Source organism: Mycolicibacterium mageritense (assembly GCF_010727475.1).
Taxonomy (GTDB): domain Bacteria; phylum Actinomycetota; class Actinomycetes; order Mycobacteriales; family Mycobacteriaceae; genus Mycobacterium; species Mycobacterium mageritense.
In genome coordinates, this window is record NZ_AP022567.1 from 5557325 (window position 1) to 5583922 (window position 26598).

Annotated in this window: 22 protein-coding genes; 16 read left to right on the plus strand and 6 right to left on the minus strand. The window is 68.9% G+C overall.

Annotated features, from left to right (window positions below):
* The first annotated feature begins 30 nt into the window (after nt 1–30).
* From G6N67_RS26840 to G6N67_RS26890, 11 genes are read left to right on the plus strand one after another with little or no spacing between them, the layout of a single operon-like run.
* Nucleotides 31–831: an ABC transporter ATP-binding protein gene (locus G6N67_RS26840; protein WP_036436631.1), complete on the plus strand. Its 801-nt coding sequence runs from the start codon at nt 31–33 to the stop codon at nt 829–831.
* Nucleotides 828–1679, plus strand: coding sequence for an ABC transporter permease (locus tag G6N67_RS26845; RefSeq protein WP_036436633.1), 852 nt, complete (start codon nt 828–830; stop codon nt 1677–1679). Before G6N67_RS26840 ends, G6N67_RS26845 begins: the two co-directional genes overlap by 4 nt.
* Nucleotides 1676–2467, plus strand: a complete 792-nt coding sequence (locus G6N67_RS26850) for an ABC transporter permease (protein WP_036436635.1) — start codon at nt 1676–1678, stop codon at nt 2465–2467. The genes G6N67_RS26845 and G6N67_RS26850 overlap by 4 nt, the downstream gene beginning before the upstream one ends.
* The gene (locus G6N67_RS26855; RefSeq protein WP_036438335.1) at nt 2446–4776 is read left to right on the plus strand and encodes a xanthine dehydrogenase family protein molybdopterin-binding subunit; all 2331 of its coding nucleotides are present in this window, start codon (nt 2446–2448) and stop codon (nt 4774–4776) included. Before G6N67_RS26850 ends, G6N67_RS26855 begins: the two co-directional genes overlap by 22 nt.
* Complete coding sequence (locus G6N67_RS26860) at nt 4773–5654, plus strand: FAD binding domain-containing protein (RefSeq protein ID WP_036436637.1); 882 nt, start codon at nt 4773–4775, stop codon at nt 5652–5654. The genes G6N67_RS26855 and G6N67_RS26860 overlap by 4 nt, the downstream gene beginning before the upstream one ends.
* Nucleotides 5641–6147: a (2Fe-2S)-binding protein gene (locus tag G6N67_RS26865; protein ID WP_036436639.1), complete on the plus strand. Its 507-nt coding sequence runs from the start codon at nt 5641–5643 to the stop codon at nt 6145–6147. Before G6N67_RS26860 ends, G6N67_RS26865 begins: the two co-directional genes overlap by 14 nt.
* The gene (locus G6N67_RS26870) at nt 6147–8411 is read left to right on the plus strand and encodes an FUSC family protein (protein WP_081812680.1); all 2265 of its coding nucleotides are present in this window, start codon (nt 6147–6149) and stop codon (nt 8409–8411) included. Before G6N67_RS26865 ends, G6N67_RS26870 begins: the two co-directional genes overlap by 1 nt.
* Nucleotides 8412–8433: 22 nt before the next feature.
* Nucleotides 8434–9633, plus strand: coding sequence for an acyl-CoA dehydrogenase family protein (locus tag G6N67_RS26875; protein WP_051578971.1), 1200 nt, complete (start codon nt 8434–8436; stop codon nt 9631–9633).
* 27 nt (nt 9634–9660) lie between these two features.
* Nucleotides 9661–11823: a thiamine pyrophosphate-dependent enzyme gene (locus G6N67_RS26880; protein WP_036436641.1), complete on the plus strand. Its 2163-nt coding sequence runs from the start codon at nt 9661–9663 to the stop codon at nt 11821–11823.
* Nucleotides 11824–11835: 12 nt separating this feature from the next.
* A complete protein-coding gene (locus G6N67_RS26885; protein ID WP_036436643.1) occupies nt 11836–13056 on the plus strand; it encodes a CoA transferase in 1221 nt (406 codons plus the stop codon).
* Nucleotides 13053–13853 (plus strand): acyl-CoA thioesterase domain-containing protein, encoded by an 801-nt coding sequence (locus tag G6N67_RS26890; RefSeq protein WP_036436645.1) that lies wholly within the window; start codon nt 13053–13055, stop codon nt 13851–13853. The genes G6N67_RS26885 and G6N67_RS26890 overlap by 4 nt, the downstream gene beginning before the upstream one ends.
* On the opposite strand, the gene G6N67_RS26895 is transcribed toward G6N67_RS26890, so the two are convergent.
* The 4 genes from G6N67_RS26895 to G6N67_RS26910 form a co-directional block, all read right to left on the minus strand.
* A complete protein-coding gene (locus tag G6N67_RS26895) occupies nt 13773–16307 on the minus strand; it encodes an AMP-binding protein (RefSeq protein WP_229477817.1) in 2535 nt (844 codons plus the stop codon). The two genes, G6N67_RS26890 and G6N67_RS26895, sit on opposite strands and share 81 nt — an antisense overlap.
* A gap of 47 nt (nt 16308–16354) precedes the next feature.
* Nucleotides 16355–17407, minus strand: coding sequence for an ABC transporter ATP-binding protein (locus G6N67_RS26900; protein ID WP_036436650.1), 1053 nt, complete (start codon nt 17405–17407; stop codon nt 16355–16357).
* The gene (locus G6N67_RS26905; protein WP_081812681.1) at nt 17404–18903 is read right to left on the minus strand and encodes an ABC transporter permease; all 1500 of its coding nucleotides are present in this window, start codon (nt 18901–18903) and stop codon (nt 17404–17406) included. Before G6N67_RS26905 ends, G6N67_RS26900 begins: the two co-directional genes overlap by 4 nt.
* Before the next feature lie 74 nt (nt 18904–18977).
* Nucleotides 18978–20006, minus strand: a complete 1029-nt coding sequence (locus G6N67_RS26910; RefSeq protein WP_036436654.1) for an iron ABC transporter substrate-binding protein — start codon at nt 20004–20006, stop codon at nt 18978–18980.
* A gap of 160 nt (nt 20007–20166) precedes the next feature.
* Between G6N67_RS26910 and G6N67_RS26915 the strand changes: the two genes are divergently transcribed.
* A complete protein-coding gene (locus tag G6N67_RS26915) occupies nt 20167–20850 on the plus strand; it encodes a response regulator transcription factor (RefSeq protein WP_036436656.1) in 684 nt (227 codons plus the stop codon).
* Here G6N67_RS26915 and G6N67_RS26920 read toward each other — a convergent pair.
* The gene (locus tag G6N67_RS26920; RefSeq protein WP_036438338.1) at nt 20817–22184 is read right to left on the minus strand and encodes a sensor histidine kinase; all 1368 of its coding nucleotides are present in this window, start codon (nt 22182–22184) and stop codon (nt 20817–20819) included. The two genes, G6N67_RS26915 and G6N67_RS26920, sit on opposite strands and share 34 nt — an antisense overlap.
* Before the next feature lie 155 nt (nt 22185–22339).
* On the opposite strand from G6N67_RS26920, the gene G6N67_RS26925 reads away from it, so the two are divergent.
* The gene (locus G6N67_RS26925) at nt 22340–22579 is read left to right on the plus strand and encodes a hypothetical protein (protein WP_036436658.1); all 240 of its coding nucleotides are present in this window, start codon (nt 22340–22342) and stop codon (nt 22577–22579) included.
* A gap of 10 nt (nt 22580–22589) precedes the next feature.
* On the opposite strand, the gene G6N67_RS26930 is transcribed toward G6N67_RS26925, so the two are convergent.
* Nucleotides 22590–23432, minus strand: a complete 843-nt coding sequence (locus G6N67_RS26930; RefSeq protein WP_036436661.1) for an isocitrate lyase/PEP mutase family protein — start codon at nt 23430–23432, stop codon at nt 22590–22592.
* 122 nt (nt 23433–23554) lie between these two features.
* On the opposite strand from G6N67_RS26930, the gene G6N67_RS26935 reads away from it, so the two are divergent.
* Genes G6N67_RS26935 through dprA form a run of 3 tightly spaced genes read left to right on the plus strand, consistent with a single transcriptional unit; the run spans nt 23555 to nt 26551 of the window.
* The gene (locus G6N67_RS26935) at nt 23555–23923 is read left to right on the plus strand and encodes a YraN family protein (protein ID WP_179976755.1); all 369 of its coding nucleotides are present in this window, start codon (nt 23555–23557) and stop codon (nt 23921–23923) included.
* A 1-nt stretch (nt 23924) separates the two neighbouring features.
* The gene (locus G6N67_RS26940; RefSeq protein ID WP_036436666.1) at nt 23925–25436 is read left to right on the plus strand and encodes a YifB family Mg chelatase-like AAA ATPase; all 1512 of its coding nucleotides are present in this window, start codon (nt 23925–23927) and stop codon (nt 25434–25436) included.
* Complete coding sequence (gene dprA / locus G6N67_RS26945; protein WP_036436668.1) at nt 25433–26551, plus strand: DNA-processing protein DprA; 1119 nt, start codon at nt 25433–25435, stop codon at nt 26549–26551. The genes G6N67_RS26940 and dprA overlap by 4 nt, the downstream gene beginning before the upstream one ends.
* Nucleotides 26552–26598 lie beyond the last annotated feature (47 nt).

The following is a 26598-nucleotide window of genomic DNA, read 5'->3' on the forward strand; positions in this document are numbered from 1 at the left end:
GACAGCCAGCTAGTGGAAGAGGCGCACCCCATGGACCATGACGGCATCCGGATCGAAGACGTATCCGTCGTCTTCGACGCCCCGGCAGGCAAGGTGACGGCGGTTACCGACATCACCCAGCACGTGCCGCACTCCAGCTTCGTGTCGATCGTCGGGCCGAGTGGATGTGGCAAATCCACGCTGCTGGCGGTCATCTCGGGATTGCAGAAGGCCTCCACGGGCCAGGTGCGGGTCGCCGGAAAACCCGTGACCGGGCCCGACCCCACGATCGGCGTGGTGTTCCAGGAGGACTCGACCCTGCCGTGGCGCACGGTCGAGGAGAACGTGGCGTTCGCGATGGAGATGATCGGCACCGACAAGGCCGCCCGTCGGCAGCGCGCGAAGGACGCCATCGAACTTGTGGGCCTGGGCGGCTTCGAAAAGTCGTATCCCTCGATGCTCTCCGGCGGCATGCGGCAACGGGTGGCGCTGGCCCGCACGCTCGCCGTGCAGCCCGAGGTGGTGCTCATGGACGAGCCGTTCGCCGCGCTCGACCAGCAGACCCGGCTGTTTCTCGGCGCCGAGGTCCGCCAGATCTGGGCCCGCACGCACCAGACCATCGTGTTCGTGACGCACGACATCTCCGAGGCCATCCTGCTGTCCCAGCAGGTGTGGGTGATGTCCTACCGGCCGGGGTCGATCATCGACGTCGTCGACATCGACCTGCCGGACGAACGCGACGCAGGCATGGTGTCCACGCCTGAGTTCAACGAACTGCAGAACCGGATCTGGACCTCGCTGCAGGCCGAATCCATGCGCGGGTTCAAGCAGCAGGAGGCTGCCACCACGTGACGACTTCCTATGTGGCACAAGACGACCTGCCCACCGAGACGATGACCCCGGATTCCGGCCGGCCGCACCCCACGCCGCGCAGGCGCGGGCTGGGCAACTTCGCGTTGAGCGGCATCTCGACCGTCGTGCTGATCGTCGCGTTCCTGGTGTTCGCCGAGATCGGTGCCAAGGCGGGGATGTGGAGCGACCGCATCCTGCCCGCACCGTCGGTCATCCTGGCCGAGTTGGGCCGGCTGCTGGGACAACCACAGTTCTGGGACGACGCCGCACGCACCGGCGTCGAGGTCGCGTTCTCGATCGTGTTCGGCAGCCTGCTGGGATTCGCGGCGGGCCTGGTCTTCTGGAAGGTGCCCGCCGTCGGGCGGATCTTCGAGCCCTATCTGGTGTCGTTCTACGCGGTGCCGCTCGTGCTGTTCTATCCGGTGATGATCGTCCTGGTCGGGATCAACGCCACGTCGGTCATCATCCTGGCGACCGTCATGGCCGCGATCCCCATGGCGCTCAACACCGCCGTCGGGCTCAACTCCATGCCGCCGGTGTACCTCAAGCTGGCCCGCTCGCTCAAGGCTTCCCCGCGCCAGACCCTGTTCGCGATCGCGATCCCCGCGGCAGGGCCGTTCATCGTCGCAGGCCTGCGGCTGGCCGTGGTCTACGCGCTGATCGGCACCATCGCGATGGAGTTCACCACCGCGCAGGCCGGCCTGGGCTACCGCATCCGCTATCTGTACGAGATCTTCAACAACAACGAGATGTTCGCCTACATCGCGGTGGTGCTGGTGCTCTCATGCATCCTCACCGTGCTGCTGGCGCTCGTGGAACGCGTGCTGCTGCGGGGGAGGAACCGATGACCGCCACGGTGGAAAGCACCTCGGCACCGACGAAAACCAGGTCGACCGCGCACCGGATCCGCGTGCTGCTCGGCAACCAGGCCGTAGGTGCGACTTTGCTTGCCGTGCTCGTGGCGATCGTGTGGGAGGTGTTCTCCGAGCTGACGTTCGTGATCCCGTCGCCGGTGCAGACCATCGGCGTGCTCATCGGCAACCTCTCGGATCCCGCGTACCTGTTCGATCTGCGGGTCACCGCGCAGTCGGTGTTCCTGGCCTTCGTCATCGGAACCGCGATCGGTGGGGGACTGGGGCTGCTGCTGGGGCTTTCGGAGCGGCTGCGCGTGATCTTCGAGCCGATGCTGATCATGCTCAACGGAATTCCCAAGATCGTGCTGTATCCGGTGTTGCTGCCGATCTTCAGCCTGACCGGATCCAAAGTGGTCATGGGTGTACTGTTCGCGTTGTTCCCGGTGCTCATCAACGTGTCCACCGGCGTTCAGGAGATCCCGCGCGTCTACTGGAAACTCGCCCGCTCGGTACGGGCCAACGCGTGGCAGATGCTGGTGCACATCATCATTCCGGCGATCCGGCGGCCGCTGCTCACCGGCATTCGGCTCGCGGTGAGCCTGGCGGTGGTGGGCGTGGTGCTCTCGGAGTTCTTCGCGACCCGTCGCGGCCTGGGCCGCGTGGTGTTGCAGGCCTACAGTCACGGTGACTACCCGTCCATGGTCGCCACCATCATGCTGTTGATCACGATCTCGTTCGGCATCTCGATCGCGTTGTGGCAGTGGGAGAAACGACTCCATTGAAACCGGGCTACATCGGCAGTTCGGTGCGGCGGCGCGAGGATGAGCGGCTGCTGGGCGGACACGGGCAGTTCGTGGCCGATCACGCGGCGGGCGCACACCACGTGGTGTTTCTGCGCTCCAGCGAGCCGCACGCCGCGATCACCCGGATCGACACCGCGGCCGCAGCAGGCATGCCCGGCGTGGTTGGCGTTTTCACGGCAGCCGACCTCGGGCTGTGCGGCGTGCCCATCCCGAGCCTGACCACACCGGACCCGCAGTTCACCGCGGCCACCGCGTGCGTGCTGGCCGAACAGCGGCTGTCGATCCTGGCCTCCGATCGGGTGCACTACGTCGGTCAGCCGATCGCCGTGGTGGTCGCCGAGGACCGGTACTGCGGCGAAGACGCGCTGGAGGCCATCGAGATCGACTACGAGGCTCTCCCGGTGGTCACCGATCCGGAGTCGGCGCTCGAGCCGGGGAGTCCGGTGTTGTTCGACCACCTCGACGGCAATGAAGCTGCCCGCCTGCGGTATTCGTTCGGTGATCCCGAGCGGGCATTCGCCGCTGCCGCCCACGTGGTCACCGGAACGTACCGCATGAACCGCCACGGGGCGGTCCCGCTGGAATGCCGGGGCGTGCTCGCGCACTTCGACCCCCGTCTGCAGCGCGTCGAGCTGACCACCTCGACCCAGGTGCCGCACATGGTGCGCAACGCCATCTGCGCTGTGACCGGTTGGTCCCGTCAGGACATCAAGGTTTCGGTGCCCGACGTCGGCGGCGGTTTCGGCACCAAGGCCAACGTGTACGGCGAGGAGATTCTGCTCGCGCTGCTGGCCCGGCACACGGGCCACCGGATGATCTGGGTGGAGGACCGCCAGGAACACCTGGTGGCCAGCGCGCAAGGCCGCGACCAGATTCATCGCACCCGGCTCGCGTTCGATGCCGAGGGCCGCATCCTCGCCTGGGCCGACGACTTCGTCGTGGACATCGGCGCCGGAAGCCTGTGGGTGGCAGGCATCATCGCCAACACCGCGATCCATCTGCTCGGACCGTACCGGATACCGGCGGCCGACATCGCGGGGCGGGCCGCGCTGACCAACAAGACCCTGGTGGCGCAGTATCGCGGCGCGGGCCGGCCCGAGGCGACGTTCGCGCTCGAACGCAGCCTCGACGCCGCGGCTGCCGAACTGGGCTTGTCGACCGACGAGATCAGGCGGCGCAACGTGCTCACCGACGCCGACCTGCCGTACGCGCGGCCCATTCCGTACCGCGACGGCGTGCCGATCAGCTACGACGGCCGCGACTACCGTGCGTGTCTGGAGTCGGTGCTCGAATCGCTGCCGCGCGACGAGATGACGCGTTGCGCGGCAACGCATCCGCAGTACCGCATCGGGTACGGGCTGTCCTGCTACCTGGAGGCGACGGGCCGAGGCCCGCACGAGACGGCACGGATCCGGCTGCTGCCCGACGGGCGCTTCGAGGTGACGGCCGGGGCCGCGTCCGCGGGCCAGGGCCACGAGACCGTGTTCGCCCAGGTGGCCGCCGAAGCGTTGGCGGTGCCGATGGAACAGGTCTGTTACGTGCCGGGCGACACCGAGCGGCTGCCCGACGGGGTCGGCACGTTCGCCAGCCGCTCGGCGATCCTCGCAGGCTCGGCCGTGCACAAGGCCGCCCGCGAACTCGTCGAGCTCGCCACCGGGCGCGCCGCGCGCCTGGCGGGCGCCGACGAGTTCGACGTGCAGTACGCCGACGGCCGATTCCATGTGGCCGCAGAACATTCCGTGAGCTGGCCCGAACTCGCCCGTGTCGCTGCTCTCGGCGGTGATCAGGAAAGCGGTGGCGCACTCGACGTGACGGCGGTGTACCGGGTGCCGACCGTGACCTGGACCATGGGTGTGCACGCCGTGATCGTCGGCGTGCACCGGCGCACCGGTATCGTGAAGGTGCTGCGCTACGCGGTATCGCACGAAGGCGGCCGCGAGATCAACCCGAAGATCGTCGAGGGACAGATCATCGGCGGGGTCGCTCAGGGGGTCGGTGGGGCGTTGTTCGAGCACTGGCGGTATTCGGCGTCAGGCCAGCCGCAGTCGACCACGTTCGCCGCCTACCACCTGCCGCTCAGCACCGACATGCCGCGCGTGCAGGTTCGGCACCTGCACGTCGATACCCCGGTCAACCCGATCGGCGTCCGGGGTGCGGGCGAGAGTGGCACCATCGCCGTCTACTCGGCCTTGGCCTGCGCAGTCGACGATGCCGTCGGTGGCGGATTCCACGTCGTCAGCACACCAATCTCGACGGGTGAGGTGTTCCGGGCCCTGGAGGCATCGTGAAACCCGCTGCGTTCGAGTACTTTCGCCCTGAGGCGGTCGGTGAGGCGCTGGAGCTGCTCGCCACGTACCCGGACGCCAAACTCATGGCGGGTGGACAGTCGCTCATGGCGTTGATGAATCTGCGGCTGGCCCGGCCTGCCGCGATCGTCGACATCGGCAGGCTCGAGGAGCTCACCAGGATCTTCGACGACACCGACGATCTGATCCTGGGTGCCCTGGTCACGCACCGCACCGTCGAGGTGGATCCACTGATCGCCGCGCGGGCTCCGCTGCTCGCCGACGCCGCACGCTACATCGGCCACGTCGGCATCCGTAATCGCGGCACCATCGGCGGATCGGTGGCGCACGCCGATCCGGCCGCCGAAATGCCGCTGGCGACATTGGTTCTCGGAGCGACATTCCACACCGAATCCGCATCTCGTGGGCGCCGCCAGATTCCGGCAGAGGACATGTTCGTGTCGTTCTACACCAACGCGCTGGAACCCGACGAGATCATCACCTGGATCTCGGTGCCCGCGACCCGCGCCGGTCAGGGCTGGGGTTTCGTCGAATATGCCCACCAGCACGGTGATTACGGGCTCGCGGGGGCCGGCTGCCTGCTCGATGTCGGAGCCGACGGGCGCATCGCGTCGGTCCGGTGCGCAGTGCTCAGCGCGGCCGACCGGCCGTTGCTGTTCACGGGCGACGACGTCGTCGGTCAACGACCGTCGACTCGGCTGTGGGACACCCTCGCGGCCGGCTGGGCACAGTCGACCGAGCCGTCCGCCGAGGATCCTGACTATGCCCGCCGGTTGTGTGAGGACGCGATGCGGCAAGCGCTCGCCGACGCGCACCAGCGGGTCCGTAATCACGAGAGGGATCCCGATGAACGGCGTTGACACCGTCAAACATACTGCCGGCGTGGCTATCTCGGTGACGGTCAACGGTCGCCTCGTGCAGCGCACCGTGCCGCCGCGGTTGACCCTGGCGGATTTCCTGCGCGACGAGCTGGGCCTCACCGGCACGCATCTCGGCTGCGAACACGGCGTGTGCGGCGCCTGTTCGGTGTTCATCGACGGCCGCAGTGCACGCACCTGCCTCATGCTCGCGGTGCAGGCCGACGGGCTGCGGGTGACCACCGTGGAGGGCCTCGGCGAGTTCGAGGAGACCCGTCGGCTCCGGCAGGCGTTCTCCGAACGCGGTGGTTTGCAGTGCGGATTCTGCACGCCCGGGTTTCTGGTCACCGCGGTTGAGCTGTTGCGCGACCCGAACACCGAGAAGCCGCTGACCGAGGACGCGGTCCGGGAAGCGTTGTCGGGCAACGTCTGCCGCTGTACCGGGTATCAGGGCATCGTGCAGGCGGTGCTGGACGCCGCAGATCAGTCAGGGTGATGCCGGCCGGCCGACTCCGCACGCCGAACCTGCTGCGCCCGGTCGGCTCCAGCCGGTGGGGCATGGGGATGATCCTGGCGCTCGCGCTGGGCGCCATCCTCATCGTCCCGGCCATGGCCGGCCACGCCGAAGCGGGCTCGGCCGCGGCGCTCGGGTTCGTCCTGACCGCGGTGCCCGAGCTGCCCACCACACGTCGTGCGGCGGCGGAGACGATGGTGGCGCGGGCCGCGAGCGTGGTGGCCTGCGGCGTGATCGTGGTGCTGAGCACGCCATACCCCGCCGCCCTCTTGGTCGTGACCGTCGCGGCGGCCATGTTCGGAGCCGTGGTGCCCCGGGTAGGTGCCACCGCGGGGTTGGCCGTGGTGCTGCTGGCGAGCGATCTGGACGGCGCGCGCGGCCTCGGCGCGCTGTGGCCGTATGCGTTGGGTGCGGCCGTCGTATTCGCGGCTTGGGCGGTCTGGTCCGGCTTTGCCCGCCGTGGACCTGATGAAGGCGGGTCGCCTCGAGCGGCCCCCGGCTGGCAACACGCGCTGCGCGTCGGTGCCGCCGTCGGCGTCGCGGCGTCTGCCGTCACGCTCCTGCCCGTGGACCTGGTGGGTGGGCACTGGCTCGTCACGAGCGTGTTGTTGACGATTCAGCCAAGTCAGTCGCAGACCGGAATGCGGTTGGCGCAACGGCTTTCGGGCAATGCGGTGGGAGCGGTGATCGCTGCGCTGCTGCTGGGGGCGCAGCCACCGGCGCCGGTGACGGTCGGTGTGACCATCGTGCTCTTCATGCTCGCGATGGCGCTGCGTCCGGTCAACTACACGTGGTGGGCGATCACCGGACCGCCGGTGTTGCTCGTCATCAGCGAGTACCCCGAGCTGTTCCCGTGGTACGAGGGCGGCGTGCGGCTCGCGATGAATTTCGCGGGTGCGGCGATCGTCGCGGTGGTGGTCTTCGCGATCCCGACGCTGATCCGGACCTGCCGGGAACCTCGGCCGGTCTGTACCAGCTCGCAATTATCGGATAGTGTATACAAAATCCAAACTGATTCAGGAGGTTGCGTGACCACGCTGCTCGTGGAGGACATCGGTCTCCTGGTGCACGGCGACGCCACGAGGAAACCGCTGCGGGACACCACGCTGCTGATCGAGGACGGACGCATCGCGGGCATCGGGGTCGATCATCCCCACCCCGACCGCGTGCTCTCGGCCGGCGGACTCACGGTCATACCCGGCCTGGTCGACGGGCACGTGCACCCGACATTCGGCGAGTGGACGCCCGCGCAGAACTCGATCGGATGGATCGGCAACTACCTGCACGGTGGTACCACATCGATGGTGTCGGCAGGCGAATTGCACATCCCCGGACTGGATTTCGGGGCACTCACACCCGAACTCGTGCTGAGCATCGCGATCACGTCCAAGCACACCACGGGTCGGGCCCGGCCCTCCGGCGTCAAGGTCGGTGCGGGAACCGTGCTGCTCGTGCCGGGCATGACGGAGGAACACTTCGACCGGGCCCACCGCGAAGGCATCGACCAGCTCAAGTTCATCTTCTACGACTGGAACCGGTTGGGCGACGGTGAAGCCCAGCGCTACGTCGAATGGGCGCACCAACGCGGCATGACCGTGAAGATGCATTCGGGCGGGGTGTCGCGGTCGGGGTCGAGCCGGGTCGCGGGCCGTGATGTCGTGGCCGCCGTTCGCCCCGACATCGTCGGCCACATCTCGGGTGGCCCGATCCCGCCGCCCGACGAGGACATCGTGGCGATCATCGCCGACGTGCCGACCGCCCACATCGAAGTGTGCAGCTCGATGAACTTCCGGGCCACCAAGCTCGTCGCCGAGCAACTGTCGGCCCGGGGCGAGCTGGGGCGGCTGACGCTGGGCACCGACACCCCTGGCGGCACGGGCGTCATACCGCGAGGCATGTTGCGCAACATCTGCTTTCTCGCGTCGATCTGCGGTGTCGATCCCGTGGCGGCCGTCGCGGCGGCCACCGGCCAGACCGCCAAGGCCCACGGCCTCGACACGGGTGTGCTCACCGAAGGCGCACCCGCCGACCTGCTGGTGCTCGGCCCCATCACAGGTTCCACGGCGGGCGATGCGCTGGAGTGCTTCGCGCTCGGTGATCTGCCGGGAATCGCGACGGTTCTCGTCGACGGTGTGCCGCTGGTGGAAACCCGCAGCCAACAGACCCCGCCGCCGAGCCGCTCCGTCAGCTGGCGCGGCGAGCTCACGCCTGCCACCGCGCCTGCCCGCGTCACCGGATGCTGCTGAACCGACAAGGAGTCCAGACCACATGACACAAACCGCTGTCTCCCAGGGGGTTTCGGCCGGTATCAGCGCCGACGCGCTGATCGGCATCGATGCGCTGCTCAGCGTCGAGGAGCGCGAGATCCGCGACACCGTCCGTTCGGTCGTGCAGCGCAGGATCAGCCCCCACATCGCCACCTGGTACGAGGATGGTGACCTGCCCGCCCGTGAGCTGGCCGTCGAGCTCGGCGAGCTCGGACTTCTCGGAATGCACCTCAAGGGCTACGGCTGCGCGGGCACCTCGGCCGTGGCCTACGGCCTGGCGTGCCTCGAACTCGAAGCGGGCGATTCCGGAATCCGGTCCCTCGTCAGCGTGCAGGGATCGCTGGCGATGTTCGCGATCTACGCGTTCGGCAGTGACGAACAGAAAGAGCAGTGGCTGCCCGACATGGCGACCGGGCACCGCATCGGCTGCTTCGGCCTGACCGAACCCGACCACGGCTCCAACCCGTCGGGCATGCGGACGCGGGCGACGCGTTCCGGTGACGACTGGATCCTCACCGGCACCAAGATGTGGATCACCAACGGATCGGTCGCCGACGTCGCGGTCGTGTGGGCCAGGACCGACGACGGCATCCGCGGATTCGTCGTCCCCACCGACACCCCGGGCTTCACCGCCAACACCATCAAATCCAAGATGTCCCTGCGTGCGTCGGTGACCAGTGAACTGGTGCTCGACGGTGTCCGGCTGCCCGACAGCGCCCGGCTGCCCGGCGCGACGAGCCTGGGTGCGCCGCTGCGGTGCCTGAACGAGGCCCGGTTCGGCATCGTGTTCGGTGCGCTCGGTGCCGCGCGGGACTGCCTGGAGACCGCACTCGGGTATGCGCGGTCACGGGAACAGTTCGGCCGGCCGATCGGCGGCTTCCAGCTCACGCAGCAGAAGCTTGCGGACATGACGCTCGAATACGGCAAGGGCATCCTACTGGCGCTGCACCTCGGCCGCCGTAAGGACGCCGGCGACCTGCTGCCCGAGCAGGTGAGCGTCGGCAAGCTCAACAACGTGCGGGAGGCCCTGGAAATCGCCCGAGTGTCGCGCACAATCTTGGGCGCCAGCGGTATCACCGGCGAGTACCCGGTCATGCGGCACGCCAACAACCTCGAATCGGTATTGACCTACGAGGGCACCAGCGAGATGCATAGTCTGATCGTCGGGCAGGCGCTCACCGGAGTCGGCGCGTTCCGCTGAGAGTCGCCACGAGCGCTAGGAGGCCAGGTGGCTAGTTCCAGACAAGAGGCCATCGATTCACATTTCACGACGACGGTCTCGGCGCTGCCCGGGCCCGGAGCCGAGCCGTGGCCCGACGCGTCGACGCTGACCGTGCCGAACGCGTTGGCGCTCTTCGACGCCCAGCTCGCGAGCCGTCATCTGGATCTCGCGGCGCGCTGGCTGCGCGCGCAGGGCAAGGGCTTCTACACCATCGGCTCATCGGGCCATGAGGGCAACGCCGCGGTCGCGGCCGCGCTGCGCCCGACCGACCCCGCGCTGCTGCATTACCGGTCCGGCGGCTTCTACCTGGCCCGCGCCGCACAGGTGGACGGTTCGGATCCGGTCCGCGACGTGCTGCTCGGGCTGGTCGCCGCGACCAGCGAACCGATCTCGGGCGGACGGCACAAAGTGTTCGGCCACCACGATCTCAACGTCATCCCGCAGACCTCGACCATCGCGTCGCATCTGCCGCGCGCGGTGGGCGTGGCGTTCTCGATCGCCCGGGCCCGCAAGCTCGACGTGCCCTGCGCGTGGCCGGACGACGCCGTGACGGTGTGCAGTTTCGGCGACGCGTCGGCGAACCACTCGACCGCGGTCGGCGCCATCAACGCCGCGCTGCACGCCTCGTACCAGGGCCTGCCCATGCCACTGCTGTTCGTGTGCGAGGACAACGGCATCGGCATCAGCACCAAGACACCGCGCGGCTGGGTGGCCCGCACCTACGCGAACCGCGAGGGCCTGCAGTACTTCGCCGGGGACGGATGCGACCTGGCCGACGCCTACGACACCGCGCTGGCCGCGGCGGACTGGGTGCGCAGCCATCGCAAACCCGCATTCCTGCATCTGAGCACCGTGCGGCTGATGGGCCACGCCGGTTCGGACTACGAGCCGGCCTACCGCAAACCCGACGAGATCACCGGCGATTTCGACCGGGATCCCGTGCTCAACACCGCGAAACTCCTTGTCCGGCACGGCGTCCTGACTCCGCAAGAGGTGATCGAGCGCTACGAGACCGTGCGTGGCGCGGTGATCGACCTGGCGCGCGAGGTCAGCGAGTCGCCGCAGCTCGACAGCGCCGCGGCGGTGGCGCGGCCGCTGCGCGACACGCTCGACGAAGCCAAGGCCGTCTCCGTCGTCGCACCCGGTCCGGCCGCCGACGGCCTGACCCTGGCGCTGGCGATCAACCGCGCCCTCAAGGATGTGCTGGCCCGATACCCCGAAGCCATGGTGTTCGGGGAGGACGTCGCGCGCAAGGGCGGCGTCTACGGAGTCACGCGAGGCCTGCAGGGCAGCGCGGGCCCCGCGCGGGTGTTCGACACGCTGCTCGACGAACAGACCATCCTGGGCCTCGCGCTCGGCGCGGGGGTTTCGGGTCTGTTGCCCATTCCCGAGATCCAGTACCTGGCCTATCTGCACAACGCGGCCGACCAGATCCGCGGTGAGGGTGCGACCCTGCAGTTCTTCTCCGATCGGCAGTACCGCAATCCGATGGTCGTGCGCATCGCGGGGTACGGCTACCAGAAGGGCTTCGGCGGGCACTTCCACAACGACAACTCGATCGCGGCCGTCCGGGACATCCCCGGGGTCGTGATCGCCACGCCGGCCCGCCCCGACGACGCGGCAGCCATGCTGCACACATGTGTGGCGGCGGCGAAAACGGCAGGCGCGGTGTGCCTTTACCTCGAACCGATCGCGCTGTATCACACCAAGGATCTGTACGCCGACGGCGACGGCGAGTGGCTCGCGTCCTATCCGACCCAGGCCGTGCAGATCGGCCGCGCCCGCACCTACGGCGACGGAACCGACCTGACGATCCTCACCTTCGGCAACGGCCTGTGGATGAGCCTGCGGGTGGCCCGTCGGCTCGCCGATCAGGACATCAGCGCCCGCGTGGTCGACCTGCGCTGGCTGGCCCCGCTGCCGGTCGACGACATGATGCGCGAGGCCAACGCCACCGGCCGCGTCTTGATCGTCGACGAAACCCGCGAAACCGGGGGAGTGGGGGAAGGCGTGCTGGCCGAACTGCTGTCGCACGGGTACACCGGCCGCGTGGTCAAGGTGGCCGGCAGCGACAGTTTCATCCCGCTCGGTGACGCGGCGCTGCAGGTGTTGCTGTCCGAGGACACCATCGAGGCGGCTGCGGTCAAGCTCGTGGGCAGCCGCGCTTGATAGCTTGACCGGATGGGCGAACCTGCAACGTCGCGGCCCCTGGCCGGTGTCCGGGTCATCGAGATCTCGAGTTTCGTCGCGGTGCCGCTGGCCGGTATGACGCTCGCGCAAATGGGCGCCGAGGTGGTCCGGGTCGACCCGATCGGCGGCGCGGCCGATTACCACCGGTGGCCCGTCACCGAGAGCGGCGACAGCATCTACTGGGCCGGGCTGAACAAGGGCAAGCGTTCGGTGGCCGCCGATCTGCGCTCACCGCACGGGCAGCAGCTGGTGCAGCGGCTGATCGCCGAGGCAGGCGTGCTGATCACCAATGTCGCTGGACGGCAATGGCATTCGTACGAGACGCTGGCCGCACTGCGGCCCGACCTGATCCACGTCGAGGTGTCGGGACGTGCCGACGGCGGCACCGGGGTGGATTACACCGTCAACGCGGGCCTGGGTTTCCCGCTCGTGACGGGTCCGCCGGAGCTGGCCAGTCCGGTCAACCACGTGCTGCCTGCCTGGGACGTGAGCTGTGGGCTGTACGTCGCGCTCGCGGTGAGTGCCGCACTGCGGCATCGGGATTCCACCGGCACCGGGGCACGGATCAGCATTCCGCTGGAGAACGTCGCCCTGGCGACCGCGGGCAATCTGGGCTTCCTCACCGAGGTGATGGTCAACGGCACCGGCCGTGAGCGGCTCGGCAACACGCTGTTCGGAACCTATGGTCAGCACTTCACCAGCAGCGACGGCGTGGCCTTCATGCTCGTCGCGCTGACCGGCCGGCACTTCCGCGATCTCACCGAGGTCACCGGTACCACCAAAGCCGTTGCCGCACTTGCCGAGACGCTGGGTGCCGATTTCACCGACGAAGGTCAGCGCTTCACTCACCGCGACGCCCTGACCGGGCTGTTCACGCTGTGGTTCAGCGAGCACACCGCGGACGAGATCACCACGGCGCTGGCGAGCACATCGGTGCTGTGGGAGCGCTATCGCAGCTTCGCGGAGGTGGCCGTCGACGAGAAGGTCACGGCGAACCCGTTGTTCACACCGCTGGAGCAGCCGCGCATCGGCACGTACCTGGCACCTGGCCTGCCCATGGCGATCGACGGCGCCTACCCGCCCCCTCAGATCGCGCCCGCGCTCGGTGACGACACCGTCGCCGTGCTCACCGACCACTTGGGGCTCAGCGGTGACGCCATCACCGCACTGGCCGAATCGGGCACGGTCGCAACCGGATCCACCGCGAAGTGAGCGTGCTGCCTGGGCTGCTCCGCCTGGCGGACGCCCCGGACGGCTGGGCCGGCGCCGCTGCGGGGCCTGCCGGCAAGCGGGCCTACGGTGGCCTGCTGGCAGCGCAGAGCCTGGCCGCGGCATGCCGGACCGTCGAGCCGGATCGCGCGCCGACCAACATGCACCTGCAGTTCCTGCGCGGTGGCGACGCGGGCGAGCGCGTGACGTATCGCGTGCAACCGACCTACGACGGGCGCACCGCGGCGGCCCGCCGAGTCGATGCGTACGAGCACGGCCGGATGCTGACCACTGCGACGGTGTCGTTCGCGACCGCGCTCGCCGGCCCGGAGCACGGTGTACGAAACCTGCCGCACGATCCGGAGTCGTTGCCGCGCACCGGCCCTCCCGGCCCCGCGCCCGCGGTGCCGCTCGACGAGTTCGACATCCGCATCGCGGACGACACGGTGAACGGCGCGTTCGTGCGGCGGTTCTGGTGGCGCGTCACAGCGGAGCTGCCGGATGAACCGCTCCTGCACACCCTGATCGCGGTGTACATCACCGATCTCTACGGCATCGATCCCGCGCTGGCCGTGCACGGGCACAGCATGCGGTCCCGCAGCCATCGCAGCGGCACGACCGATTCGTCGATCTGGTTCCACCGTCCGGTGCGCGCAGGCGAGTGGAATCTGCTCGAATCGACGTCACCGGCCGCCGCGCGGGGCCGCGGCGTGATCACTTCAAGCCTGATCCGCGCGGACGGGGCCGTCGCCGCGACGCTGGTCCAGGAAGGGCTCATGGCCGAGCGCGTCGTGGGCTGACTTTCCTCGCCGAAAAGACGCGTAGGTACCCGAATATGCGGCGTGTCGGGTACCCGCGCGTCTGCTCGCCAGCCGGGAACGGGCCCACGTCACGAGGTAGGTCAGCGCCACCCCGACCACCAGTGACGCGCACACCCCGATGAACGGGTGCCCACCGAACAGCGCATAGACCTGGAAGTGTGTGAGGTAGACGTACAGCGACGCCTCCGCGAGCAGGCCGCACACCACCGCGACCGGGGCGGGACAGCGAAGCGCAGGCAGCCAGATGAGCAACACCAGCCCGGCGAACACCAGGGCCTCCCGGTGCGGATTGCCGAAGTAACCCGCCAGCCCGACCGCGAGCACCGCGGTGACGGCTGCCCGGTGCCACGTGGTGGTGGCCTTGGCGGCGGCCCAACCGGCGGCGAAGAACCAGAACGCCAGCACCGTGAACCAGGCTTCGCGGCCGAGCCCGAACCCCGCCACGTCGTAGCGCAGCGCCACCCCGAACGCGAGGAAGGCCGCGGCGAATCCGAACGGGCGGTGCCGCTCCCAGCGGTCAGCGGCAGGCAGCCAGCAGACTGCGGTGAGCGCCACCAGGATCCACACCAGCACCTCGACGAACCACAGCCGGCCCGCCGTCATGCTGTCGGGCGGCCCGAGGATCTTGTTGGCCAGCAAAAGGTTCGACGCGTGATAGTCGTCGGTCAGCACCAGGGCGATCGCGATCCAGATGATCGACGGCACGGCGATCCACGCGATGGTGGTGCGCAGGTGGCGCACCCGCCGCTCGCGCGACACCGGTGTGAGGCAGAAGCGGCCGAAGTTGTAGCCTGCGACACCGAGCAGAAGATGCGCGCCGCCCCACAGTTTGAACAGGTCCGCGTGCGAACCGACGATCAGCACGATCGCGGCGGCCCGCAGCGCGACGCTGGTTTCCACCGTCGCACCCCACCGGCGCTTGGGTGCGGTGGTGGGGCGGAGGTCACGCAGTGGCATCAGGTGCCACCGGGCGGGCAGCCGCCCGAGGGCCTGTTCGAGCCGGACCGACATCGCGACGTAGGACAGCGAGTTTCCGCCGAGGTCGACGAAGCTCGCGTCGGTGTCGATCCTCGTGGGATCCAGGTGCAGAACGTCGGCGAACAGCTGCCGCAGGTCCGATGAATCGGCCATCCCGTCGTCAGCGGTTAGCGCACGTACCGCGAGATAGTCGGGCTTGCCCGACGGGAGGCGCGGCAACGAGTCGACCACGGTGGCGCGGACCGCGACCGCGGGTACACCGGCCGCGTCGGCTGCCAGTTGAGCCACCTCGGGCGCGCCGTGCGACGTGACGGCCGCGACGACGATGCCGCCGTCGTCGTCGGTGCACAACGCGTCGACACCATGGCGCGACAGCGTGGCCTCCAGCTGCTGAAGATCGATCCGCAGGCCGTAGAGCTTCACGAAACGGCCTGCGCGGCCGATGATCTCGTAGAGACCGTCGGCGCCGCACCGGGCGATGTCGCCCGTGCGCAGCTCGTCCACGGTGGCTCCGAGCGCCAGATCCGCGGGGTGCTGGGCGTAGCCCATCATGACGTTCGGGCCCCGGTAGACCAATGCACCCACGCCGTCCGGCCAGTCGCCCCCGGTGTCGATCGACAACGATCCGCCGGGGATCGGCCTGCCGATGCTGTTCGGGTGCGTCACCGCAAGCTCCGGTGGCAGATACGCCATCCGGGCGGTGGCTTCGGTGGCGCCGTACATCACGAACAGCTGCCAGCCACGGCGCCTGCCCAGCGTTGCGACCTCGCGGACCCGCTCGGGCGGCATGCGTCCGCCGGCCTGCGTGACATAGCGCAGGTGGGGGAGATCCATGCCGGCGAAGCCGATGCGGTCCAGCAACTCGAACGTGTGCGGTACACCGGCGAAACTGGTGCCGCGGTGGCGCCGGAACAGTGCCCAGAACTCGTCGTCGACGACGGAGGCGTCGGTGAGGATCAGGCCTGCGCCGCGCAGCAGGTGACTGTGCACGACGGACAGGCCGTAACAGTAGGACATCGGCAGCGTGGTTGCCGCACAATCCGTCTCACGGATGTCGAGGTACTCGGCGATGGCGGCTGCATTGCTGATCAGGTTGGTGCGCGACAACCGCACCAGTTTCGGGGATCCGGTACTGCCCGACGTGGACAGCAAGAGCGCCAGTTCGTCGTGCAGCCGGTGGGCGCTTTCGCGACGTCGGTGCCGCACACCCGCCGCGTCCACGACGGTATCGGGGTCATAGGTCGCGATGATCGCGTCGTGATCGCGGCCTGCGGGCACCGGAATCACCACGTGCCCCGCGGCGAGCGCACCGAGATAGTGCGCCAGGGTGGGGATGTCGTTGTGCGTCTCCAGCAGAACCAGGCGGCGACCCGGGCCGAGCGCGGCCGCGGCCGTTTCGACGCGGTCGGCCAGGGCGAGGTAGCTCAACTGCTCCTCGGCGGTGTACGCCGCCACCCGATCACCATGGGAGCGTAGGCATTCGGTCAGCGAGGCCGGTGCGCTCACCGGAAAACCGTTCCGCTGCCGAGCACCTTGATCCGGACCTTGGTGTCCACCGCCGGCGGATTGAGGCTGTGCTGGCGGACGGTGACCGGAGCCGCGTCACCGGCCGGGTCGATGGTCAGCAATACATCGTGGCCCAGGAACTCCGTTGCCACGACGGTGCCCACCCCCGACGGTCCTTCGGTGTCCGAAACCGCGGTGGCGACAAGCTGTTCGGGGCGCAGCAGGATCGTCGCGGTGCCGTCGTCAACGCCCGGCTGCACCGGGATACGGCCCAGCGCGCAGTCCGCGAATCCGCCCGACACCGTGCACGCCAGCGTCACGCAGTCGCCGAGGAATTCCGCGGTGAACCGGTCACGCGGATGGTGGTACACCTGCATGGGCGCACCGACCTGGGTGAACCGGCCGTCCCGCATCACCGCGACCTGGTCGGCGAGCGACAGCGCCTCCTCCTGATCGTGGGTCACCAAGAGCGTGGTCACGCCGGCGTCGGCGAGGGTCGCTGCGACGGCCTTGCGGGTGGAGGCGCGCAGGCCCGTGTCGAGCGCACTGAACGGTTCGTCGAGCAGCATCAGCGCGGGACGGCGGGCCAGCGCCCGGGCCAGCGCCACCCGCTGCTGCTGGCCACCGGAGAGCTGATGGGGATGGCGGTCGGCGAAAGAACCGTCCAGCGACACGGTTTCGAGGAGCTCGGTGATCCGGGAGCGTGCCGCGCGGCCGCGCAGCACACCACGCAGGCCGTAGCCGACGTTCTGCCCGACGGTCAGGTGGGGGAACAGCGCACCGTCCTGCGCGACGTAGCCGACCCCGCGTTGATGCGCGGGCACGTGGCGGTGGGCGGTGGCGACCTCGCGTCCGTCGATCGTGACCGAACCGGCGTCGGGGGATTCGAAACCGGCGATCAGTCGAAGCAGCGTGGTCTTGCCGCACCCGGATGCACCGACGACCGCGGTGACGGTGCCCGGCGCCAGGTCCAGGTCGATGTCATGCAGCACCGTGGTGCCGTTGAACGACTTCGCCAGGTTGCGGGTCTGCAGGGTCGGCGTGCTCACAGCGCGGCCACCTTCGTCGACTGGCGGAACAGCACCAGTGTCACGGGGATTGCCAGCACCACGAGCACCAGCGCGTACGGTGCCGCCGCGGGGTAGTCGAGTTCGCTGGCGTAGGACCAGAACCGCATCGACAGGGTGCGCGTCCCGGTGGGGGCCAGCAGCAGCGTCGCGGTCAGTTCGGTCGCCACCGCCACGAACACCAGTGACGCACCGGCCGCCGCGGCAGGAGCGGTGAGGCGCAACGTGATTCGGGTGAACGTGCCCGACGGGGAACTGCCCAGCGCCCGCGATGCCTCCTCCAGGTTGATCGGAACCTGGGCCAATCCCGCCCGCAGGCTCACCAGCGCGCGTGGCATGAACAGCAGCACGTAGGCGCCGAGGATCAACGCAACGGTCTGATACAGCGGGGGGACGACGCGGATCGCGACGGTGACGAGCGCGAGCGCGGTGACGATGCCGGGCAGTGAGCTCGTGACGAAGTTGGCGCCCTCGACGATCCGGGGCAGCGCGCCGCGGCAGCGCACCGCGACCCACGCCACCGGAAACGCGAGCAGCGTGGTGACGGCGGCAGCCGCGGTCGCCAGCGCGACGGTCTGTCCCAACGCGGAACCGAGATCGTCGAGTGCCCACACACCTGGGCCACCGATCCACAACCACCGCACGATCGTCCACACCGGTACCCCCAGTGCCGCCGCGAGCAGTGCGGCGAGGGCGGCCTGTGCCGGAAACATCATGCGGCCCAGGGGAATCGGCGTCGGGCGGCGCGGCGCTCCCGCGCCGATCCTCGCGAAGCGAGCCTCGCCCCGGGCACCGGCCTCGGCGACCAGCAGCACCAGGCAGCACAACACGAGCACACCGGCGAGCATGCTGCCCGCCGCCCCGTCGAAGGTCGCTTGAAATTGCTCGAAGATCGCGGTGGTGAAGGTGTCGAACCGCAGCATCGCGAAAGCGCCGTATTCCGCGAGCAGATGCACGGCGATCAACAAGCCGCTGCCGAGCACGGCCAACCGAAGCTGCGGCAGCACGACCCGCAGCGTCACACCCGCGGTGTCCGATCCGAGGGTCCGTGCCGACTCCTCGACGGCCGGATCCAGGCGGCGCAGCGTCGCGGCCGCCGGCAGATACACGAACGGGAAGTACGACAGCGTCGACACCAGCACGCCCCCGGCCATGCCGTGCAGCGACGGGATCACGCCCACCCACGCGTAGCTGTTCACGAAGGCGGGCACCGCCAGCGGCGCCACGAACAGCGGCCGCCACACGGCCCGGCCCGGCAGGTCCGAACGTTCCACGAGCCAGGCCACCGCGACGCCGAGCACGACGCACAGCGGAACCGTCAACGCCACCAAACCCACTGTGTTGACCAGCAACTCGCCGACCCGCGGGCGGATGAGCAACTCGCGGGCCTGGGCCGGCCCCGTCGTGACGATCGCCCACGCGACGTAGCCGAGCGGGATCGCGGTGGCAGCGACGAGGACCACCACGACAACCGTCATCACAGGTCCGGGCCGGGTCGACGGTCCCGATCGTCGGGCCGGGATCCGGGTGACCGGCGGGGCTACCACAGCACTTACAGCAGACCCGCTGCCGTCATCAGATCGGACACCTTCTTGGCGTCCAGGTCGGACGGATCGACGGCGGGCGGATGCAGCTCACTGAGCGGTTTGAGGGCGGGGTTCGCCGGAACGTCGCTGGCCACCGGGTATTCGAACGACGTGCCCTGCTGCAGCACTTCCTGGCCGGCCTTGCTGGTGACGAACTGGAGGAACTGCTGGGCCTGCTGCTGCTTCTTGCTGGACTTCAGTACCCCGCCACCCGACAGCGACAGGAACGCGCCGGGGTCGCCGTTGCCGAAGTAGTGCAGCGCGGTGTTGCCGCTGATCTCCTTGGCCTTGGCCTGATCGCGGAACCAGTAGTAGTGGTAGATCACGCCGCCTTCGACCTCGCCGGTGTTGACCGCCTTGAGCGTCGCGATGTTGTCCTTGTAGGCGACGGCGTTGGTTTTCATGCCCGCCAGCCACTGGGCTGTGGCGGGTTCGCCCTTGAGCGCGAGCAGCGCGGCGACGATGGCCTGGAAATCGGCCTTTGCCGGGGGCGCACCCCAGCGGCCCTTCCACGTCGGCTGCTGCAGATCCAGCAGGGACTTGGGCAGCTGTTCGGGCCGCAGCTTGGTGGTGTTGTACGCGAAGACCGTGGTCCTCGCCGCGACACCGGTCCACTTACCGGTGGCCGGACGGTATTGCGCGGGAACCTGTTTGATGGTGTCCGCCGCCACGTCGGCGAACAGGTCGGCCTGCTCGACGGCCGCCATCGCGGGGGAGTTCTCCGTCAAGAACACATCGGCCGGTGACGCGGCGCCCTCTGCCACCAGCTGGTTGCCCAGCTCGGTGTCACCGCCCTGGCGGTAGGTGACCTTGATGCCGGTCTCCTTGGTGAACGCGTCGATCCATTCCTTGGTCAGCGATTCGTGCTGGGCGTTGTAGATCAGCAGCTCGTCGCTCTGCTCGGAACCTGAGCACGCGGTCGCCCCGAGCGTGAGCGCGACGATCGAGGCGATCGACAGGACGGGGCCCGCGATCCGGCGCCAGGTGTTTCGCATCCGTAGGTTCCTTCCGCGCCGCTCACGACGTTGTCAGTTGGTCTTTGTTAGCCCAGCGTTGCCTAACGACCCTACCGGCGGGCATCGCGAAGCACGAAGAAGACCGGCAAACCGGGGCGGACGCGCTGCCGCGCGGTGCGCGTGGGGTGACAATTCACCCGTGCGGGTTCTGATCGTCGACGATGAGCCGCGTCTGACGGCGATGCTCAGCGTGGGCCTTCGGGCCGAGGGCGCCGTGGTGGTCACGGCCGACAACGGCGTGGACGGCCTGCACCACGCGGTGGAGGAAGACTTCGACGTCATCGTCCTCGACATCATGTTGCCCGGCATGAGCGGCTATGAAGTGCTGCGCACCCTGCGGGCCAAACACGTGTGGACACCCGTGTTGATGCTGACCGCCAAGGACGGCGAGCTCGACGAGACCGACGCGTTCGATCTCGGCGCCGACGACTATCTCACCAAGCCGTTCTCGTTCAACGTGCTGATGGCGCGGCTACGGGCGTTGCAGCGGCGCGGCGCGCCGGCCCGTCCGGCTGTGATGTCCGCCGGGGGCCTGGTGCTCGACCCGGCCCGCAAGACCGTGACGCGCGACGGCACGCTCATCGAGTTGACGGCCAAGGAGTTCTGTCTGCTGGAGTTCCTGATGCGCAACAAGGACACCGTCGTGACGAAGACCGACATCCTGCGCAACGTCTGGGATTCGCATTACTCGGGCCCGGCCAACGTGGTCGAGGTGTACGTGAGATATGTGCGGCTCAAGATCGATGTTCCGTTCGGCACCAACACGATCGCGACCGTTCGGGGGGTCGGTTACCGGCTCGAGTCCGAGGACAGCGGGAACTGAACGACCATCGCCGTGCCGCCGCCGGACGCGTCTTCGATCGTGATGTCGCCACCATGTGCCGCAACGATTTCCGCGACGATGGCCAACCCGAGGCCGGTGCCGCCCGCACTGCGCGCACGGTCGGCGTCGAGCCGCACGAAGCGGTCGAAAACGCGGGTGCGCTCGGTGACGGCGATGCCGGGGCCGTCGTCGCACACGCTCAGCACGGCGCGGCCGGCGCGGGCCTCGACCCTGATCGTGACCCGCGAATTGGCATGGCGCACCGCGTTGTCGGTGAGGTTGCGCAGCACGCGCGACAGCGCACGGGCATCGCCGACGATCTGCGCAGGCTCGACGTCGGAGCTGACGGACACCGTGGTCTCCCGCTTCAGCCGGGCCAATTCGGCCCCGACGAGCTCCTCCAGATCGACCGCATCGTGCCGCAGGTTGAGGCCGCGTTCGTCCGCGCGGGCCAGCAGCAACAGATCCTCGATCAGCGACCGCATCCGCTGCGCCTCCGGCATCAACGTCGTCTGCGCCAGCTCCTGATCCAGCAGTTCGGGGTGCGCGCGGGTGACTTCGAGCGCCGAGATGATCGTGGTGAGCGGACTGCGCAGCTCGTGGGAGGCGTCGCCGACGAACTGCCGCTGCACGGTGTGACCGACTTCCAGGCGCGCCAGCATCTCGTTCATCGTGGTGGCTAGTGCCGAGATCTCGTCGCGCCCGTCGGGCACCGGAACCCGTTCCGACAGATCTGATGTGGAGATCTCGGCGACCCGGCTGCGGATCGCGTCGACCGACCGGAGCGAGCGTTTCACCAGCACGTAGGTCACCATCGCGACGACCAGGATGACCACCGGCGCGGCTGCCAGCAGCAGCCGCCCGACGGTCTTGACGGTGGATTCGACCGATTCGGTGCCGCCCGCGACCAGGATGGTGAAGCGCCCGTCGTGCGTCGTGACCTGCCTGCCGCTGATCCGCACGTCGTCATCGGGCACGGCGTCGACGGGAATCCCGACCGTGGGGTGGGGGCCGAAGCGTGAGAGGGCGACCATGGGTTGGTCGGGTGCATCGCCGGACCGCTTGAGCACGCGTCCGTCGGCGTCGATCACCTGGATGCCGACCACCCGTTGATCGGTGGCGAGCAGCTCGGCGTCGATCTGGTCGACCGGGTCGGCTCGGAGGCTCGCGGTGATGTCGTGCAGGCGTGCCGTGGCCGCGTCGTCGACGTCGGTGATCATGATCCGGTACAGCAACACGATGAGCCCGGCGCCCGCCGCGGCGAGCGCGATCAGCACCACGGTCGCGGCCACGACTGCCGAGCGCGCGGCGATTCCCCAGTGCCCGGGCATCATCCCGTCAGTGTGGGCCGGAATGTTCCCGAGCACGTCAGCGGGGTCCGCAACGGCGCACAAGTTGCGCATCCCGGCTGGTCAGGGCGCTTCTCAGCGTCCTCTCATCGGCGCACTGAAACCATCTGGCGCGTCGTAGACAGAGAGGAGCGCAAACCATGAAGAACGCGCAACGTGCGGTGGCTTCGCGACGGATCAAACTGGTGGCGGCGACCTGCGGGTTCGCGGCGATCGGAGCCCTGGGGGCGACCGTCGGGATGGGCCAGACCGCTGCCGCGCCGAGCATCCCGACTCAGATGGGCGGGATGACGTTGGGTGCGACGGCAACCGTCTCGACCCCGCCGACCGCGCCTGCGACGTCCTTCGCGGCACCTGCGGTCAAGGCGACGCCCAAGTAGCCGCGCGCCCTCATGGGAGCGCGTCGGGTCCGATCGGCGGCAGGTACTCGTTGATCACTGATCCGGGGAGCGCATCGGCCGCGTAGGTGAACGTTCCTGACGACCTCACCTCTCGGGCTGCACGCATCACCGCGCCGAGCGCGGCGCGGGCGAACGACCCTCCGACAGAGATGCGCCGCACGCCTGCCTCGGCCAGTTGCGCCACCGAGTAGGTCGGCTCGCGCAGTCCCATGACCACATTGACCGGCTTGTCGACGGCTTGGCACACGGCCTTGATCGCCTTGAGGTCGGGAAGTCCCGGGGCATACAGAACATCGGCCCCTGCTTCGGAATAGGCCTTCAGGCGCGCGATCGTGTCCGCCAGATCAGCTGATCCCCAGAGGTGGTTCTCGGCTCTGGCGGTCAGCACGAAAGGCAGGTCGCGGGCGGCGTCGGCCGCGGCGCGGACCCGTTCGACGGCTTCGGTGAGCGGATAGATCGGTGCACCGGGGTCGCCGGTCGCGTCCTCGATCGACCCGCCCACCAAGCCGATGTCGCACGCGGCCCTGATGGTCTGCGCGCAGACGTCGGGCGCGTGCCCGAAGCCGTTGCCGAGGTCAGCCGAGACGGGTAAGTGCGTCGCCGCGACGATCTCGGAGGCGTTCGCAAGCACCTCGGCTCTGGTAAGCGCGGCAACGGAATCCCGTTTGCCCCGCGAGAAAGCGTAGCCCGCGCTGGTGGTCGCGAGGGCTTCGAAGCCCACACTCGTCAGCAGTCGTGCCGAGCCGGCGTCCCAGGGATTCGGCATCACCAGCACTTCGTCCTGGGCGTGCAAGGCGGTGAAGCGCTCGAACTTGGTTTGTTGATCTGTCACGGTCGCTCCTGGGTCGTCGGCACATGATCCCTGCCTGTGGATGAAATCAGATCTGGGGATAACCCGTTGTCGCTGCCCGGGATCTGGCCGGTGCTGTCGGACCGGGTCCGCACGGTGTTCTCATGACAGCAATGACGCGAGCCGAGATCGGCGCACTGGGCGAACGGTTGGCGGTCGAGCATCTGACGGCTCTGGGGTTGCGGATAGTCGCCCGCAACTGGCGATGCCGCTACGGCGAACTCGACGTGATCGCCGTGGACGAGTCTTCGCGCACGGTGGTGTTCGTCGAAGTGAAGACCCGGACCGGTCATGGGTTCGGCGGTCTGGCCGAGGCCGTGACGGCGCAGAAGGTGCGCCGGATCCGCCGGTTGGCCGCGCTGTGGCTGGCCGAGCAGGACGTCCGGTGGGCCGGTGTGCGTATCGACGTGGTCGGCGTCCAGCTCACCGCGGGTCAGGCGCCCGTGCTCAGCCACCTGCAGGGGGTGGGTTGAAATGGGTTTGGGGAGAGCGTATTCGGTGGCGGTGCGGAGCCTCGACGGAGTGATCGTCGAGATCGAGGCCGATATCACCTCGGGCCTGCCGGGTGTGCATCTGGTGGGGCTTCCCGACGCCGCGCTGCAAGAGTCGCGTGACCGGGTCCGCGCGGCGATCACCAATTGCGGCAACTCCTGGCCGATGTCGCGGCTGACGCTGGCGTTGTCGCCTGCGACGCTGCGCAAGGTCGGCTCGGCATACGACCTGGCGCTCGCGAGCGCCGTGCTGTCGGCGCACACCAAGACCGCGTGGGCCCGGTTGGACAAGACCGTACTGCTCGGCGAGCTCGCGCTCGACGGCCGGGTTCGCCCCATCCACGGTGTGCTGCCCGCCGTGCTCGCGGCCAAGCGCGAGGGCTGGCCCACCGTGGTGGTACCCATTGACAATCTCGCCGAGGCGAGCCTTGTGGACGGTATCGACGTGCTCGGGGTACGCACGCTGGGGCAGTTGAAGGCGTGGTTCGAGAACAAGGCCGATCTGTACGGCCGTGTCACCGCGGGCGAGCAGGCCCCTCAGGCCACTGCGGACCTTGCCGACGTGGTGGGCCAAGGCCAGGCTCGCTACGCCGTCGAGGTGGCGGCCGCAGGCGCACACCATCTGATGCTCACCGGGCCGCCCGGTATCGGGAAAACCATGCTGGCGCAGCGCCTTCCAGGCCTACTTCCGCCCCTGTCGTATGAGGAGTCGCTCGAGGTGACCGCGATCCATTCGGTCGCCGGGCTCCTCGCGGGCGACACCCCGCTCATCACTCAGCCCCCTTTCGTCGCGCCGCACCACACGTCGAGTGTCGCGGCCCTCGTCGGAGGAGGCAGCGGACTGGCCCGGCCCGGCGCGGTCAGCCGGGCCCATCGCGGGGTGTTGTTCCTCGACGAATTCGCCGAGGTGGGCACCAGCGCCCTGGAAGCACTCCGAACACCGTTGGAGGACGGCGAGATCCGGCTGGCACGCCGAGACGGCGTCGCGTGCTACCCGGCCCGGTTCCAGTTGGTGTTGGCCGCCAACCCCTGCCCGTGCGCGCCGCCCAATCCGGTCGACTGCATCTGCTCGGCGCAGGCCAGGTTGCGGTACCGGGGCAAGTTGTCAGGGCCGTTGGTGGACCGTGTGGACCTACGTGTCCAATTGCACCCGGTCATCGCGGGCGCGTTCGCACCGGAGGCGGGGGAGTCCAGTGCCACGGTTCGTGAGCGGGTGGCCACGGCTCGCCTCGCGGCGGAAGAACGATGGCGACCACACGGCATCCGCACCAACAACGAGGTGGGCGGATCCCTGCTGCGGCGCAAGTTCAGGTTGCCGCGGGCAACGATGCAGCCGCTGAGCACCGCGCTGGATCGCGGTGCGATCAGCATGCGCGGTGCGGATCGTTGCCTGCGGGTCGCGTGGACCCTCGCCGACCTGGCGGGCCGGACTTCGCCGTCGGTCGCAGATGTGGCTGCCGCGTTGAGTTTCCGGCAGGACGGGGGTGTGTCATGACCGACGAGGTGCGCCGGGCCTGGGCCTACCTGTCGCGGGTTGCGGAACCGCCGTGCCGTGAGCTGGCGGCGTTGGTGCGAAAGCACGGCCCTGTCGATGCGGCAGGGATGGTGAAAGCCGGTGACGTCGACCGGGACTTGGCGAGATGGGTCGAAGCGCGACGCGGGCTGGATCGTGCCGTCGACGATCTCGACGTGTTGGACCGGATGGGCGGCAGGCTGATCACGCCGGACGACGACGAATGGCCGCTGCTGTCCTTCACCGCGTTCGGCGGTTTGAAGAAACCCAACGCGTCTGCGCCTTTGGTGCTGTGGGCGAGCGGACCGGTACGGCTCCACGACGTCGCGGTGCGCGCCGCGGCGATCGTCGGTACCCGTGCGGCGACCGCGTACGGCGAGCATGTCGCCGCGGACCTGGCGGCCGGGCTGGTGGAGCGGGATGTGGCGGTGGTGTCCGGTGGCGCGTACGGCATCGACGGGGCCGCGCACCGCGCCGCGGTGGCGTGCGAGGGCGTCACGGTCGCGGTCGTTGCGGGCGGCATCGACAATCCCTATCCATCCGGCCACAGCGCACTGTTCCGCCGGATCCGTGAGGACCACCTGCTGGTGAGCGAGTACCCGCCGGGCACCGCGCCGGGACGGCTGCGGTTTCTCACGCGTAATCGGCTGGTGGCGGCGTTGTCGGGCGCGACGGTGGTGGTCGAGGCAGGTCTGCGCAGCGGTGCCGCCAACACGGCGTCGTGGGCCAAGGGGCTCGGCAGGACGGTGGGGGCGGTACCGGGGCCGGTGACCTCGGCGGCGTCCGCGGGTTGTCATGCGTTGCTGCGGGACGACGCCGTCTTGGTGACCCGGGCCGACGACATCGTCGAAATGGTCGGCCGCATAGGGGAACTCGCAGCCGAACCGGCACACCCGGTCGGGCCGCTCGACCATCTCGCCCCGCAGGAGAAGCGGGTGTACGACGCGCTGCCGTCGCGCGGTGTGCTCACCGCCGACGAGATCGCGGTCTCCGCGGGTATGCCGACACACGAGGTACTGGGCCCGCTGGCGATGCTCGACATCGCCGGGCTGGCTGTCGGTGAGGCAGGTTGTTGGCGCCGTAGCCGCCGCCGGTAGCACCCACCGGCGACTACGCGCTCCGTATAGTCGGTGAGGTCGGCTAA

Bases quoted from the DNA above. Each gene is read 5' to 3' on its own strand.
- G6N67_RS26840 (WP_036436631.1), top strand. From the start codon at position 31: ATGGACCATGACGGCATCCGGATCGAAGACGTATCCGTCGTCTTCGAC.
- G6N67_RS26850 (WP_036436635.1), top strand. From the start codon at position 1,676: ATGACCGCCACGGTGGAAAGCACCTCGGCACCGACGAAAACCAGGTCG.
- G6N67_RS26865 (WP_036436639.1), top strand. From the start codon at position 5,641: ATGAACGGCGTTGACACCGTCAAACATACTGCCGGCGTGGCTATCTCG.
- G6N67_RS26870 (WP_081812680.1), top strand. From the start codon at position 6,147: ATGCCGGCCGGCCGACTCCGCACGCCGAACCTGCTGCGCCCGGTCGGC.
- G6N67_RS26875 (WP_051578971.1), top strand. From the start codon at position 8,434: ATGACACAAACCGCTGTCTCCCAGGGGGTTTCGGCCGGTATCAGCGCC.
- G6N67_RS26885 (WP_036436643.1), top strand. From the start codon at position 11,836: ATGGGCGAACCTGCAACGTCGCGGCCCCTGGCCGGTGTCCGGGTCATC.
- G6N67_RS26905 (WP_081812681.1), bottom strand. From the start codon at position 18,903: ATGACGGTTGTCGTGGTGGTCCTCGTCGCTGCCACCGCGATCCCGCTC.
- G6N67_RS26910 (WP_036436654.1), bottom strand. From the start codon at position 20,006: ATGCGAAACACCTGGCGCCGGATCGCGGGCCCCGTCCTGTCGATCGCC.
- G6N67_RS26920 (WP_036438338.1), bottom strand. From the start codon at position 22,184: ATGATGCCCGGGCACTGGGGAATCGCCGCGCGCTCGGCAGTCGTGGCC.
- G6N67_RS26925 (WP_036436658.1), top strand. From the start codon at position 22,340: ATGAAGAACGCGCAACGTGCGGTGGCTTCGCGACGGATCAAACTGGTG.
- G6N67_RS26935 (WP_179976755.1), top strand. From the start codon at position 23,555: ATGACAGCAATGACGCGAGCCGAGATCGGCGCACTGGGCGAACGGTTG.
- G6N67_RS26940 (WP_036436666.1), top strand. From the start codon at position 23,925: ATGGGTTTGGGGAGAGCGTATTCGGTGGCGGTGCGGAGCCTCGACGGA.
- dprA (WP_036436668.1), top strand. From the start codon at position 25,433: ATGACCGACGAGGTGCGCCGGGCCTGGGCCTACCTGTCGCGGGTTGCG.